The sequence below is a fragment of the Brevibacterium aurantiacum genome, assembly GCF_003932995.1.
Taxonomy (GTDB): domain Bacteria; phylum Actinomycetota; class Actinomycetes; order Actinomycetales; family Brevibacteriaceae; genus Brevibacterium; species Brevibacterium aurantiacum.
This window is the reverse complement of sequence record NZ_CP025333.1, coordinates 1,462,852-1,476,799: the sequence shown is the minus strand read 5'-3', so window position 1 is coordinate 1,476,799 and position 13,948 is coordinate 1,462,852. Positions and strand designations below refer to the sequence as shown.

The 13,948-nt window shown below is 59.1% G+C and carries 12 protein-coding genes; 8 read left to right on the top strand and 4 right to left on the bottom strand.

The features are described 5' to 3' along the window. From CXR25_RS06840 to CXR25_RS06825, 4 genes are read left to right on the top strand one after another with little or no spacing between them, the layout of a single operon-like run. Complete coding sequence (locus tag CXR25_RS06840; RefSeq protein ID WP_096177469.1) at positions 1-834, top strand: amino acid ABC transporter permease; 834 nt, start codon at positions 1-3, stop codon at positions 832-834. After that, positions 834-1,625 carry an amino acid ABC transporter ATP-binding protein gene (locus tag CXR25_RS06835; RefSeq protein ID WP_096177470.1) on the top strand — a complete coding sequence of 264 codons (792 nt, stop codon included), beginning with the start codon at positions 834-836 and terminating at the stop codon, positions 1,623-1,625. Before CXR25_RS06840 ends, CXR25_RS06835 begins: the two co-directional genes overlap by 1 nt. Positions 1,626-1,631: 6 nt before the next feature. Beyond that, positions 1,632-2,867, top strand: coding sequence for an NAD(P)/FAD-dependent oxidoreductase (locus CXR25_RS06830; protein ID WP_096177471.1), 1,236 nt, complete (start codon positions 1,632-1,634; stop codon positions 2,865-2,867). 34 nt (positions 2,868-2,901) lie between these two features. After that, on the top strand, positions 2,902-4,104 hold the full coding sequence (locus tag CXR25_RS06825) for an FAD-dependent oxidoreductase (protein ID WP_096177472.1): 1,203 nt from the start codon (positions 2,902-2,904) through the stop codon (positions 4,102-4,104). A 315-nt stretch (positions 4,105-4,419) separates the two neighbouring features. Here the strand turns inward: CXR25_RS06825 and CXR25_RS06820 are convergent, their stop codons facing one another. Next, entirely contained in the window at positions 4,420-4,650 is a 231-nt protein-coding gene (locus tag CXR25_RS06820) for a BRCT domain-containing protein (protein ID WP_096177473.1), read from the bottom strand. A gap of 360 nt (positions 4,651-5,010) precedes the next feature. Next, positions 5,011-5,907: a hypothetical protein gene (locus CXR25_RS06815; RefSeq protein ID WP_125240466.1), complete on the bottom strand. Its 897-nt coding sequence runs from the start codon at positions 5,905-5,907 to the stop codon at positions 5,011-5,013. An 83-nt stretch (positions 5,908-5,990) separates the two neighbouring features. Between CXR25_RS06815 and CXR25_RS06810 the strand changes: the two genes are divergently transcribed. After that, complete coding sequence (locus CXR25_RS06810) at positions 5,991-7,778, top strand: hypothetical protein (RefSeq protein WP_114385079.1); 1,788 nt, start codon at positions 5,991-5,993, stop codon at positions 7,776-7,778. Positions 7,779-7,987: 209 nt separating this feature from the next. Here the strand turns inward: CXR25_RS06810 and CXR25_RS06805 are convergent, their stop codons facing one another. Then, positions 7,988-8,947, bottom strand: coding sequence for a DUF4190 domain-containing protein (locus tag CXR25_RS06805; protein ID WP_226833507.1), 960 nt, complete (start codon positions 8,945-8,947; stop codon positions 7,988-7,990). 177 nt (positions 8,948-9,124) lie between these two features. Continuing rightward, positions 9,125-9,940: a PaaX family transcriptional regulator gene (locus tag CXR25_RS06800; protein WP_069599852.1), complete on the bottom strand. Its 816-nt coding sequence runs from the start codon at positions 9,938-9,940 to the stop codon at positions 9,125-9,127. A gap of 187 nt (positions 9,941-10,127) precedes the next feature. Between CXR25_RS06800 and CXR25_RS06795 the strand changes: the two genes are divergently transcribed. Genes CXR25_RS06795 through CXR25_RS06785 form a run of 3 tightly spaced genes read left to right on the top strand, consistent with a single transcriptional unit; the run spans position 10,128 to position 13,944 of the window. After that, positions 10,128-11,513, top strand: coding sequence for an MFS transporter (locus tag CXR25_RS06795; RefSeq protein ID WP_009885445.1), 1,386 nt, complete (start codon positions 10,128-10,130; stop codon positions 11,511-11,513). Further along, positions 11,510-13,123 carry an acyl-CoA synthetase gene (locus CXR25_RS06790; protein WP_205676700.1) on the top strand — a complete coding sequence of 538 codons (1,614 nt, stop codon included), beginning with the start codon at positions 11,510-11,512 and terminating at the stop codon, positions 13,121-13,123. The genes CXR25_RS06795 and CXR25_RS06790 overlap by 4 nt, the downstream gene beginning before the upstream one ends. Further along, a complete protein-coding gene (locus CXR25_RS06785) occupies positions 13,120-13,944 on the top strand; it encodes a crotonase/enoyl-CoA hydratase family protein (protein ID WP_009884794.1) in 825 nt (274 codons plus the stop codon). Before CXR25_RS06790 ends, CXR25_RS06785 begins: the two co-directional genes overlap by 4 nt. The last annotated feature ends 4 nt before the right edge of the window (positions 13,945-13,948 follow it).

The window sequence follows — 13,948 nt, the reverse complement described above, 5'->3', positions numbered from 1 at the left end:
ATGACAGCAACACAGCAAACCGATCAGCGCGCAGAGTGGGGCATAGACTATCGTCGGCGCTTCAGCCTCCACAGGACTCTCTTGGGAGTCCTCGGGGTCATCGTATTCGGATACACAGTCTACCTGTTTGCCGCCGGAAATCTGCAATGGTCCAGAACATTCGCTTATATCTTTGACTACCGAATCCTTACCGGAGTTGGCTACACTCTCCTGTATTCATTTCTCGCGATGCTGATCGGAGTCGCGGGAGGAGCACTTCTATCTATCGGCCTGGTATCCAGGAACCCGGTATGGAAGATTCTCGCCAAAGGGTATGTGGCGCTCTTTCGCGCACTTCCACTCATCATCCTGCTGTTAATTTTCTACAATATTGCTATATTTTTGCCGGTCGTAAATCTCGGTTTCATTCAGATTAATGTCAATAGCGTAGTGACCCCGTTTTTGGCAGCAGTATTAGGCCTTGCCCTGCACGAGGCTGCCTATATGGCGGAGATTATTCGTGCTGGCGTCAATGGGGTCGATAGGGGCCAAAGCCAAGCAGCCGAATCGGTCGGTATGACGTATTGGCAATCATTGAGGTGGGTAGTGTTTCCCCAGGCAATGCGTCTGATTATCCCACCAACTGCCAATCAGTTCATTTCAATGCTGAAGAACACATCCTTGGTTGTAGTGATCGCTGGCAACGACTTATTGACTGTTGCCAAGAAGTTGTATTCGAATAATTTCCTGACCATGGAACTGCTATTTGTAGCTGCAATCTGGTACTTAGTGATGGTTTTGATCTTTAGCTGGATATCCGGCATTATCGAACGTCGGTTCAGTAGGGGTATTTAATGACGACTGAAGAAACAGGCGGCGGAAGCTTTCTGAACATTCAACATGTTGACAAGTGGTATGGCGAATTCAACGTCTTGTCAAACGTGTCTTTGCGGGTAGATCGCGGCGATGTTGTTTGTATTATCGGACCGTCAGGTTCGGGAAAATCTACGCTCCTCCGATGTGTGAGCAATTTAGAGCAAATTGACGGAGGACGAATATTTCTGGGCGACGAATTAATCGGTATTGAGCCTCACAAAGACGGATTTGCGCGCCTGACAAGTTCGGACGCGGCTCGGCAAAGACAACGTTTTGGTTTTGTATTTCAGCAGTTCCAGCTGTTCCCTCACATGACAGCGTACGAGAATGTCACCGTCGGCCCGTCCCGCGTCAAACGAGACGCTCCAAAAGATATTTCGAGCCGAGCTGACGAAATACTCGGCAAGGTTGGGCTGAAGGACAAATCCGGCTCATACCCTTCCGAGTTGTCCGGCGGACAACAGCAACGAGTGGGTATTGCCCGAGCTTTAGCCATGAATCCGGATGTTCTCCTGTTCGACGAGCCAACTTCGGCATTGGACCCGGAACTGGTTGGCGAGGTTTTGCGTACTATCAACGATCTTGCGGCAATGAATCACACGATGCTGGTTGTGACACATCAGTTGGAGTTTGCGCGGAAGATCGCAGACACGGTGGTGTTCTTTGACCGGGGCACGATTATAGAGCAAGGGCCCCCCTCGGAGATTCTGGAAGCTCCACATGATCCACGAACACGAAGTTTTCTTGCTGCAGTGCAGACGGAGGGTTGAGAACTGATGCGAGTAGTGATTGTAGGGGCGGGACTTATCGGCCTGACAACTGCGCATGTACTGACTCAAGCCGGCGCAGAGGTCGTGCTGGTGGAACGTTCGGTAGTGGGGTCTGGGGCGGCTCGAGGCAACGCAGGACAAGTTTGCCCGGACCAAGCGACTCCTATGGCGAAGACGTCTTTGATCGTGTCAGCGTTGACCCAGGTATATAGGAAAGACAGTGCGCTCCACGTCAGCGCCGGAACTCTGCCGGGGTACCTGTCGTTTCTTCTGAAAGTCGCCCAGAACTCGGTTCCCAGTAAGTACGCCGCGAACCTAGCTGCTTTGAGACAGGTCGAATCTGTTGCTACGCAAGCGTTTCTCGACTTCGCGGAGGAGATCGGCGTCGACGTATCCAACAAAGGCTATTTACATGTGTACAGCACTCAAGAAGCTGCTCGCGAGGGCCGGAAATCGACTCTGGCTCGACTAGCAGACAGTCAAATGCCTCATCGCGTAGGTGAGGTACTCGATCCCAGCAGTCTAGTCAGCATCGAGCCGACGTTGAATCCGACAGGCTACGGATTTTTAGATGAAGGCAGTTTTTTCACCAATCCCATCCACTATGTGGAAACTCTCCATCAGCGTCTCGTCGATGCAGGAGTGGAAATTCATGAAGGCACTGGAGCAACATCAGTCACAGAGCGGGAAGGACGACAGGTACTGCACACAACTCGAGGTGACTTTGCAGGAGATTCCATCATAATTACGGCTGGTGTCGGAAGTGCTGACGTCGCCGCTGCCTCCGGCTGCCGCTTCCCTCTAAAACCAGGAAAAGGGTATAGCTTTTCCGTCAAGCTCGATCGGGACCCGCTCTACGTGTTCAAGTTCGAATCTGCCCATGTAGCGGGGCTTCCGCTGGGAGAGAAGTCGTTAAGGATCGCCGGCACTATGGAGTTCGACGGAGACCGGGATCGGTTCAATGCCAGCCGCATCAGGCAAATTGTTGCAGCTGTGGGACCGTACCTGCCGTCTGCTGCGCTGGAGAGCCGCAGCGAAGAGTGGGTGGGCGCTCGACCGTTGACTCCAGATGGCATTCCAGTGGTCGACAAGCTGCCGGGCCTTTCAAGCACCTACATAGCGGCTGGACATAATATGTTGGGTCTCATGCACGCACCGTTCACAGCTGAGATCCTCAAAGATATGGTGCTCAGACGGGGCATGCTACGACACAGACAGTTCGCCGCCTCTCGGACGTTTTGACCGACGTGATGTATGAAACAGCGAGGTAGAAGCAATGAACGTATCGGATAAATCCGTCGATGTGGTTGTGGTCGGCCTAGGCGCGTTTGGAAGCTCCATCGCGTGGCGATTAGCTGCCAGGGGAATCTCAGTCTTCGGGGCGGAACAGCATACGATCTCGAATAGTTTTGGGTCGTCACACGGCCTGACGCGGAATTTCCGTTCGATTTCCCAGAACCACACACTGCTCTATCCGCTTGCGTTGCTGTCTCGAGAGTTGTGGTTTGAGCTTGAGGGTAATTCGAGCAATACATTACTTACTCAGACAAATGCTTTAATCATGGGGCAGAAGGACAAAGGTCTGATTGCATCTGCACTCGCGGTTGTTGCCAAATATGGAATCAACCCCCGGGTGTTGGAAGCTGCGGACATTCGCCGACAGTATCCGATTTTCGGCAATATAACCGACGAAGACATCGCCATCGTCGACGAACTCGGCGGAATGTTGTTTCCTGAAAAGTGCGTGACAGCCGCGGCCAACGCAGCGACGCGCCACGGTGCCGACCTGCAGGAGAATGTCGAAGTGTTCGGACACTCACTCGATGGAAGTGGACTAGTGGTCCAAACTTCAAATGGGGACATTCGTGCCAATCAAATTGTGTACGCCACAGGTGCGTGGACGGCCGAATTATTGCCACGCCTGAAACTGAAGTCATTGCGTATCCCACAATGCTGGTTCACATATCAACACGATTCGGACGCCACCCCTTCCCTTGCCGATCTACCACCGTTTCAACGAGATCTGGGTAATGTCGGCAGGCTATGGGGGCACGGTGCGGCACAACTAGGTGGATTGACCAAGCTCGGCACACACGGTGACCCCACCCGCGACCGGAACGTCTATACGAATAATATCGATAGAGCTGTTCATTCTGAGGATGTGGCACACCTATCCAAAAATGTAGCTCACAGCTTTCCAAACGTTAATCCGGTTCCAGCCAAGTCAAAGATCTGTCTGCTCACCGAATCAGTCGATAATCAGTTTGTGCTCGGCCCCGTTGGAGACCCACGAGTATTCGTTGCTAGTGGTGGCTCCGGCCAGGGCTTCAAACACGCCACCGGAGTCGGAGAAATAGTGGCTGATATGTGCCAAGGGATTAAATCCTCCATCGATACCGGTTTCATGCACGCGCAACGGATGATCGAGCCGCCGAATGGCGCTGCGGTGGCCCAGAGACCGACCTCGCCCATATCGTGAGCTTCCTGCTTTCCTCCGAGCCCAGTACGTGACCGGGCAAAAGCTCACGGACGGGGGAGGGACTCAAAAGCTCTACGAATCCTGAGTTGATTTTGGCTTCATTGGAGTCCACAAGTCGTGTGTTCGGGGGCCAGCACTCTGAACTGACGTGCTTGAGAGCCGCCCTGCATGAGCTCCTTCCACCGCGTGTATAAAGCACACGGTGGAACGAGTGGCCAATGATGGTACGCAAGATTCGGCCGAAACTGGTATTACAGTTGGGTGCAAGAAACTGTCAGGGCGCGCGATCGCCTCGTCACAGTCAATATCACGCAGTCACTTCACGCCTCGCACCGCCATACTCCCGGTCCGATTACCGGCCAAGTAGTTCTCCATCTGAACTTCAGACAAGATCGGAATCCCATATTTTCGTGCCTTCCTGGCCTTCCCCGACAAGGAATCCTCGTCCTCAGCAATGACCAGGTCAACCTTCTTGGTGACCGCAGGATGAACAACGAAGCCAACCTGAGTCAATCTTTGGGTCCATGCTTCTCGTGAGGTTCGCATGTCTCCGGCCAGTACCGCCCCTCTGGACTATCGGTTCCAACAAGCGCTACGCGCCACCGAGTTTGCGCTAGGTCCATAAAGTGATGCTATCGGCTCAATACAAGAACTACACACGGGCCTCACCTCCTCCTGGACAGGAATCCGAACCTGTTGCTGGTCCGCCTCGATCTACCGACTTCGACAATAACGAACATTGCTGGGGCAACGGCACCTCAGCGCAACGGCATGCTGAGCTCTCTTCGTTGAGCAGTGGAGTTCGTAGAAGGGCGATCGGGTTGACGGCGACGATTGGTCAAAGAAGCTCGCCGAGCCTTCTCAGGGCGAATTCGACGCGACTGAAGACCATTGCGGATGGCAGATTCAGTTGGAATCGAGCGCCCGCTGATAGCCCCGCAGTCTCTTTCTGCCGTTCGCAGTCAGACCCCGATTGTCCAGCAGTGCAGCGATGCGATCATCTGCCCCTGACGCGTGCAGACGTTCGATGAGTGACTTGTTGAGCGGCTCCAAGGCATCGGTCCGTGCGGAGACCGTGCCGTAGCTCGGTGACTTCTTGCCCGCCACCGTGTCGAGTTCATGAATGAAGTGCTCGGTGAAGCTGCTCCACATGTCGGGGGTCAGCAGGTGACGAGGCAGCACCTCGGCCAACGTCGATTCCTTTTCTGACGTTCGGCCGAATCCGAAACGAGTCCACCCGTATTTGCGTTCCCAGTGAACGATCTGAACGGCCGAGAGTCGGCACAGCTCCTCCGGGCCCAGAGCCCGGCCTATACCAGTCCACAGTTGGTCGACCATCTCTGAGATCACGACCTTCGATGCTTCGATCGGGTCCTCGGAGCGGAAGTAGTCGAACCCTTCAGTTTCGCAGGCCAGAGTGATGAGTGTGCTCACAGCCTCGACGGCAGGGCGAATCTCTTCACCGGTTCCGGCCGACAGAGCCGCGAACGATTGTGCGAAGTGGTCCTTGTAGGTGAACCGCCACCGCGTGCGCTCCTTGGGCGAGACCCGACGATCGCGTGCAAGATATGCTCCGGCACGAGCCAGAGCAGCGAACTCCTTGACGTTTCTGCGAACCACTTCGGCCGATGGCGGCGTAGGGGCCGTGACGGTCACCTGAGACGGGTCGATGAGCTCCTCGACCCGTTCTCGCGTCCGGGCGTCGCCGCGCCAGTAGAGAGTCCAGAGCACCTTCTCCAGGTCGTCACGGTCGAAGCCCGAGGTTGTGCGGAAGAACTGCGTACGATCGAATTTCTTGGCCACCACCCGTTCAGAGTAACAATCACATGCGCGGCGAGCTCATCGAATCCGATGCATGTCAGCCTCTGATGCAATAGCGTGGGATCATGCCTTCACAGCCACCGGAGCCACCGAGCGACGAACCCGACCTTCTCGCCGAGCTCTCGGCTGTCCTTGCCGATCCGAGTCCTGTCCCGCTGCTTCTGGCCGCGAGCTCCATGGGGTACGCCGCCAATGTCGACGAGGACGATGGTTCATCACCATTCTCGATGCCTCCCAAAGTCGAGTCGAGCCCGCTCTCGGAGCAGTTCCTTACCCTCACCTCGGCGATGATGGAATCAGCGGCGCCAGAGACCGACGCGCTCCTGCTCATCTGGGCCGCCATGTTCGACGACCCATTGTTGCGACGACGCATCCACCGTGCCGTCGATTCCAGGTCACAGTCACTACCGGAGTGGCTGCGCAGCCTTGATTCAGTGTCACCTGTCGCCGCTGCTTCACTGCGCCACGAGCTCGGCCACGAAGAGACACTGTTCGTCGAATTCTCGCTCTCGGGGCAGCCTGTCACGATGGCTGTGGCAGTGACCCGGCTGGGCACCCCCTACCTCGAGGACTGCTATCCGATCGACGACACCATCGATTCGATCCAGCGACTGGCCGCGGACAATCCGCAGATGCCCTCCGATCACATCGAACTGACGCTGGCGAATGCGCGCGCCCAGATCGAGGAATTCGTCGATCACGGCGACCACATGATGCCACCCACGGAAACCGACACCTGGCCCTCGGTGCGACTGCTCCTGGCCTGGATGCTGCGGCTCCTGCCTGACGGCGGAGAGGTTGAGGAACCCCACGAATGGACGGAAGACGAGATCGGCTCTCTGGTCACCGATTTCCTCGCTTCGTCCTGGGCACAGGAGATCCGATCCGATGCCGCGATGCACGCTGAACGTCTCTTCGATTTTCAGCTCACCCACGGGTCCGGCGAGCCACTCAAATGGGGCGCGACCGCTGTCAATATGATCATGGGCGATCTCTACCCGCGCAAGGTCCTCGCAGATGACGAGTTCATGCTCAGCATGCCCACAGTCCTTGCCGCAGTGGTTCGATTCGCCAATGAGCGCTCAGGCACCTCGCCGGAGTTCACAACCTCGGCCCTCGAGGCGATTGATGAAGCTCTCCCCGAGTATCGCCGCCGCGTATCCGAGGGTTCCAGCGCATCCGGGGCCCCCGCCTCTGGGCTCGCAGACCTTCTGGGCCTGCCATCGGATGTCGAACTGCCAGAAGGGCTGATCGAACAGCTCAGCACAATGGGGCTCGATCCGAACTCCGGTCGAGGATTCGATCCTCGGGCGATCACTGCGGAGGACGCCAAACTCTGGAGGGAAGAACTTCGACTGCGGGCAGGCGGTGAGGAGAACCTCGCCTCCCTCGATGAGGAGCCGCTGCCCGCCGAGGACTTCAGCACCGGCGGCATCAGCCCGAAGGTGCTCCCTCAAGTTCAGGCGCTGGCCGCCGACCTGGCCCGCTTCGCCGACGCCCATTTCCGAGATCCGGAGATGACGACTGCCGTACTGCGGATCCTGAATCTCACAGCTCGGACGAACCCTGCAGCATTCCGCCGGGGCTTCGCCCACCCGCCGGCGATCGCCGCTCTGTGCTGGATCGCGGGAAAGAACAACCGGTGGTTCATCGCCGAGGTTCGCCAGCGCACGATTCAGACGATGATGTTGGCCGCTGGGGCCACGACACAGCCGACTGCACGGGCTAAGTCGATGCTCAAGAACGTCTCCTACTCGCTGGAGGCCCAGGAGCTCGATCTGGGTGATCCTGCGTTGCTGACATCACTGGCGCGGGCGGACCTCATGGCGATGCGCGACGCCACTATTGAGTGAGGGGCGAAGAGGGCCGGTATGCGGCCAGTGACTCAGGCCTCCTTGCCACGACATCTGTTTGGAGCGCGCACATGCCGTAGACCCCGATGAAACCCCTCCTCATACCGAATGTTGCACGTCAAGTGCAACGAACCGAAGACAGAGGGGCGTCACAACGGGGAATCATATTGCAGGGTAGGTCAACGTCGGCAGACCGCTTCCGGCGGTTCCTATTTCACTGCGACATAGACCTTGTCAGCGAGCATGTCAGGGTTGACTGCCAGCACACCGGCTTCGGCGTCTTCTGATGGAATCTGGATGGCAATGGACCCGGAAGTCGATGCACCGTTGTACATGTTCTCCAACGTGTCGAGCGCGTTCGGCGCTACCACCATGTCGTCGAGGCCATCAAAAGTATTGCCGCCAGCTGAAACGTATTCAAAGGTGGCCATCGGCATTTCCCCGTCGGGTGCGTCGCCTGTATATGTCATTTCGACGTCGATCATCATGTACTGGTTGCCGGAATCTGGCGTCTCGTTGAGCTCGCTCTCTGCAAGGACTTCGTCGGTGGCATCCAAGGTGACGTTCGTAATCGTCATGTCCCAGTTTTCGCTGCTGATCTTGGTTCCGACAGCGTATGGGTTCTCTCGGGTACCTTCTTCGGCTCCAGCTTCCTCTGCATCGCCGGCCTCGTCCACGACTTCTTCAGCCGGGGCCTCCGCTGACACATCATCGCTGAAAGCATCGTCGACCGAGGAAGCAACCACAAAGAAGAACACAAGAATCGCCACGATGGTTCCAACGACCGACAAAATCAATGCCGAAATGGAGAATCCTTTTCCGCCCTTAAGAAAAAACGAAATGATTGCCAAAAGGAACGCAATTGGAAGAAGAATCCATCCCATAATAAGTGCGCCCGGGATGCATCCGAAGATGAACCCGACAATAGCGATTATAAACGCTACGATACCCATCACGTTTTTCTGACGCTTCTTTGGCGGCTGCGCGAAGTTTCCACCAGCCTGCTGTCCGTTGACGCCGTACGCATCGGCACCGCTGTACTGCGGGCCACCGCTGTACTGCGGTTGGCCGTTGGCCTGCATGGCGGGCTCTTGATACTGAGGAGCCTGGGACTGCCCCTGGGCTGGGCTCTGCGACGGACGGCTGTTGGGGTCAAAGTTCTGGCTCATGCTACCTCGGTACTAGAAAGTTCAATTTTCTATCAGAATACCCTCCAGGAAACACAGATATTTTCCAAGGAACCTCAACTACTCCGATGGTTATACAACCGTTACTATCGCTAGCACCTCTCATGAATATTCGGTCACGTGCGTAGTCTTCAATACTCCCTCAACACGTGATTCTTGTCACAAAAATGAATAGAGTTCATTCAGATCTCCCGCGAAAAAACCCGACACTGCATGAACTTCCCGAGTGCCCAACTCAGCATCAAGCTCTCGAAACGAAATACTCTGCGCGGCCCCCGGCCATCCCTTCGGCAACAACGTCGCTGGCAGCTGCGGGTCCGTACGCGCAAGAGCCAGCCAATCCAAGTGGAGCTCGACTCGCTTGACCAGCGCGTCAACCGGCGACAGTGAATCCGGATCAACAGCTCGCCACTTCTCGCCGAACGACTCATAGTCGGCGGCCAACTCCGCCAGGTCGAAAGCGCCTGCCAGCATCTCTTCGGACGTCGGGGGCTGAGGCTCGCCATAGACGACAATCGGAGAGATCACCGACTGCTCCGGCCCCAGTATCGTGGCAACATCATGCGGCCCGGGAGCCACCCAAGGGCCGCCATCCACCTGAGCGAAACCAGCCCACGACAGCCTCGACGCCATCTGGTGGCGCAGTGTCCTCTTCGACTCGGGCACCTGGATGCGCACAAAGGTCCATCGGCCGTCCCAATCCTGGGGCTGCCAGCCGGCGAACATCTTCTCCTGACCCTCGCGCAGAATCGCCCGTCCGCGATCGGAGAGCGTGTAGAAGGTCTTGCGGCCCTCTTTGTGTCGCACGATGAAGTTCTTCGCCGCCATCCGCTGCAGCACGGACCTGGCCGCCGACTCCCCCACACCCAGCCTGCCCATGACGAACACGATCGAGGCCCCGCTCAGCGGCCTGGGGTCATCAAGCATGTGCAGGCCGGCGAGCGCGAAGAAGAGTGACTGCGGGTGAACCGTCATGCCTCTACTTTACGGTCTCTACGTCGCTCCGAACCATCTATTAATCGCATTTCATTGACGTCACAACATAATATTGCATAGTATTGGAAACGGTTCGGTCAGCGGCGATCGGCCCCCTTCCCGGCACAGGACACCGCACAGAACGACGAGCCACCCACAGCCAAGCCACACAATCAGCGAGGATCACATGGCTTCCGCGAAATCCACACAGACCAAATCGACACCGATGCTCAAACGAGCAGCCGCCTCGGCGTACCTGGGCAGTGTCATCGAGTACTACGACTTCTTCGTCTACTCCGTCTGCGCAGCACTCGTCTTCAAGGACGTCTTCTTCTCCAACCTCACCCCGGCCATCGGCACCCTGGCCAGCCTGGCTACCTTCGCCACCGGCTACCTGGCCCGGCCCCTGGGCGGCATCATCTTCGGCCACTTCGGCGACAAGCTGGGCCGCAAGCGCATGCTCATCGTCAGCATGTTCACCATCGGCATCGCGTCGACCGCAATCGGCTTGCTGCCCACCTACGACCAGGCGGGGCTCATCGCCCCCGTCCTTCTCATCCTCATCCGCGTCATCCAAGGCGTGGCCATCGGCGGCGAATGGGGCGGGGCCATGCTCATGTCCGCCGAACACTCCACGTCCAACCGCGGCTTCTGGGCCAGCTTCACCAGCGCCGGGGCACCCACCGGCCAGCTCGTCTCCGCGCTCGTCATCGCCGGTACCCTCGCAGCCATGGGCCCCGACGCCTTCATCGCCTGGGGTTGGCGACTGCCGTTCCTCGCCTCGGTCCTCCTGCTGGTCATCGGCGTCATCGTCCGCTCCGCTGTCGATGAGTCACCAGAGTTCCTCGCAGCGAAGAAGCGCACGCCCAAGGCTGGCATCCCGATCCTCGCCACTCTGCGCAAGCAGCCGCTGACACTGCTGCTCGCAGTGGGCGTGGGCCTGTCCGCCTTCATGTTCCAGGGACTGCTCACCACCTATTCCATCGCCTACGGCGTGCAGATCGGCATCGAACGGCAGACGGTTCTCAACGCTCTGTCCTTCTCCTCCTTCTTCGCGATCTTCGGCATCATCGGCTGGTCCCGCCTCTCCGACACGATCGGACGCAGGCCCCTCGTCATCGCCGGGGCCGTGTTCATCGCCGTCTGGGGCTTCGCCCTCTTCCCCCTGCTGGAGACGAAGAACGGCATCATCATCACCATCGGCATGGTCGTCGGCCAAGGCATCATCCACCCGATGATCTACGGCCCGCTGGCCGGTCTCTACTCGGAGCTCTTCGACACCGAGCACCGCTACACCGGTGCCTCACTCGGCTATCAGATCGCCGGCATCGGCGCGGGCATCTCGCCCGTCCTCTTCGCCGCGATCATGAGCTCCACCGGATCACCGTCGACCATTCCGCTGTCCATCGTTCTCCTCGTCGTGGCCGCCATCAGCATCCTCTGCATCTGGCGACTCGGTGAGACGAAGTCACGGACCTTGTCCGAACAGCGCTTCGCCGAGACACCGGCTGCCACCGGTACTGCACCGACGACCGACACCCCACCAGCAGCAATGGAAGGACCGACTCAGTGACCTTCACCCACCCCAGCCTGGCCAGGCTCTCCGAACGCCAGGCCACCGACTACGGCGAGAAGACTGCGATCACCTTCGCCGGCATCGACTACTCCTACGTCCAGATGCACGAACGCACACTATCCCGGGCCGCCGACCTCCACTCACGTGGCATTGGCCGAGGCGACCGGGTGGCCTACCTCGGCCCCAACCACCCAGCGCTCATTGAAGTCCTCCTCGCCTGCCTGCGCCTGGGAGCGATCTTCATCCCGCTGAACTGGCGGCTGGCCCCGGCCGAACTGGACTATCAGCTCACCCTCGCCGAGGTGGCCCGACTGTACGTCGCCCCCGAGATGTCTGAGACCGCCGAGCAACTCAGCGACGCCGTCGCGCAGAAACCGGTGCGCTGGGAGGACACAGCCACCTCGGCGAGCGTGCCGGTGGTGCCTGCGGCTGAGGTCACCGGTGACGAACCGGCGTTTCTGCTCTTCACGTCCGGAACGACGGGGCGGCCCAAGGGTGCGGTGCTCTCACACGCGAATCTGCTGTGGAATTCCTTCAACCTTCTGCTCAACTCGGACCTCACCGCCAACGACGTCACGCTGGTCACCGCTCCCCTCTTCCACGTCATCGGCCTCGACCAGCAGGTGATGACCAGCTACCTGCGCGGGGCGCACATGCTCATCGAATCCAAGTGGGACGTGAACCGCGCCTTCGACGCCATCGAGCACGAAGGTCTGACGTGGATGGCCGGGGTGACGACCATGTTCTCCGACATGCTCCAATCACCGAGGTGGAACACCGCCGACCTGTCCTCTCTGCGATTCGTCAACTCCGGTGGCGCACCGATCCCCGTCTCACTCATCGAGGCATTCCAGGCCAAGGACATCATGTTCTGCCAGGGCTACGGACTCACCGAAACCTCCCCCGGATGCACGTTCCTGCCTGCTGCGAACGCGTTGGACAAGGCAGGATCGGCAGGCCGGGCCGTGCCCTTCACCGAGGTGCGCGTCCGTGACCTGGCCGGCAACGACTGCGAAGCCGGAGTCAAGGGCGAGATCGTCGTCCGCGGGCCCAATGTCACCAGCGGCTACTGGAACAACCAGGCCGCGACCGATGCGGCGTTCTCGCCCGGCGGTTGGTTCCACACCGGCGACATCGGCTATCTCGACGCCGAGGGGTTCCTCTTCATCGTCGACCGGCTCAAGGACATGTTCATCTCCGGCGGGGAGAACGTCTATCCCGCCGAGGTGGAATCCGCCCTTTTCGACCACCCTGCCGTGGCCGAGGCCGCTGTCGTCGCGGCCGCCGATGAACGGTGGGGCGAGGTGGGCCACGCCTTCGTCATCGTGACTGTACCTGAGACCGGGGCTGGCGCTGATGCCGGAGCCGACTCTGCAGCTTCGCCCCTGACCGGAGAAGAACTGCGCGAGTTCCTGCTCACCCGCCTGGCCAAATACAAGGTGCCGAAGTACTTCGACCTCGTCGACGAACTCCCCCGCACCGGCTCCGGGAAGGTCCACAAGGTCTCTCTGCGCACCACCGGCGGCCTCGGCGCCCACTCCACAGAATCTTCTCCCTCAACCACCGGCAAGCCAGCACCAACCGCACCATCGAAGGACCACGCATGACCAACTCCCCTGCTTCCCACCTCACGGACGTCTCCTCACAGCCGACCACGCTCGAGATCTCCGAGGCTCTGCGCTTCACCACCGAAGGCAGCATCGGCATCCTCACCCTCGATCGCCCGGCCAAACGCAACGCCCTTGACGATGCCACGGTGGCCGCCCTGGGCGAGTTCTTCCGCACCCCGCCAGAGGTCTCGGCGATCGTGCTGACAACCGTCGGCGATCACTTCTGCGCCGGCCTCGACCTGTCCGAAATGGCCGAACGCGACGCCGTGGCCGGCCTCCACCATTCGCGCGGTTGGCACAAGACGATGAGCATGATCACCGAATCCGAAATCCCCGTCGTCGCTGTCCTCCAGGGCGGGGTCATCGGCGGTGGACTCGAACTCGCCACTGCCGCCCACCTGCGCGTGGCCGAAGAGAGCGCCTACTTCGCCCTGCCCGAGGGCAAGCGCGGTCTCTTCGTCGGCGGCGGCGCTTCGGTGCGCGTCCCCCGACTCATCGGACTCAGCCGTGTGCAGGACATGATGCTCACCGGGCGTAAGTTCGATGCCGCCGAGGCCGAAGCGATCGGGCTCGTCAACTACCGTGTACCAGTCGGCGAAGGCCTGGACAAGGCCAAGGAACTCGCGGCCTCGATCGCCTCGAATTCCCCGGTGACGAACTACGCGATCACCCAGACACTGCCGCGCATCGTCGAATCCGGGCGAGATGAGGGCTACATGATGGAGTCCCTCATGGCCTCCGTCGCCCAGTCGAGCACCGAGGCCAAGGACCTCATGCGCGCCTTCCTCGACGGCTCCGGCCCCAAGGTCAACAAGTGAGGAG

Excerpts from the sequence above, each read along its gene's own strand:
- CXR25_RS06820 (WP_096177473.1), bottom strand. The coding sequence starts at position 4,650 with ATGCGAACCTCACGAGAAGCATGGACCCAAAGATTGACTCAGGTTGGC.
- CXR25_RS06835 (WP_096177470.1), top strand. The coding sequence starts at position 834 with ATGACGACTGAAGAAACAGGCGGCGGAAGCTTTCTGAACATTCAACAT.
- CXR25_RS06810 (WP_114385079.1), top strand. The coding sequence starts at position 5,991 with ATGCCTTCACAGCCACCGGAGCCACCGAGCGACGAACCCGACCTTCTC.
- CXR25_RS06830 (WP_096177471.1), top strand. The coding sequence starts at position 1,632 with ATGCGAGTAGTGATTGTAGGGGCGGGACTTATCGGCCTGACAACTGCG.
- CXR25_RS06795 (WP_009885445.1), top strand. The coding sequence starts at position 10,128 with ATGGCTTCCGCGAAATCCACACAGACCAAATCGACACCGATGCTCAAA.
- CXR25_RS06800 (WP_069599852.1), bottom strand. The coding sequence starts at position 9,940 with ATGACGGTTCACCCGCAGTCACTCTTCTTCGCGCTCGCCGGCCTGCAC.
- CXR25_RS06805 (WP_226833507.1), bottom strand. The coding sequence starts at position 8,947 with ATGAGCCAGAACTTTGACCCCAACAGCCGTCCGTCGCAGAGCCCAGCC.
- CXR25_RS06785 (WP_009884794.1), top strand. The coding sequence starts at position 13,120 with ATGACCAACTCCCCTGCTTCCCACCTCACGGACGTCTCCTCACAGCCG.
- CXR25_RS06825 (WP_096177472.1), top strand. The coding sequence starts at position 2,902 with ATGAACGTATCGGATAAATCCGTCGATGTGGTTGTGGTCGGCCTAGGC.
- CXR25_RS06840 (WP_096177469.1), top strand. The coding sequence starts at position 1 with ATGACAGCAACACAGCAAACCGATCAGCGCGCAGAGTGGGGCATAGAC.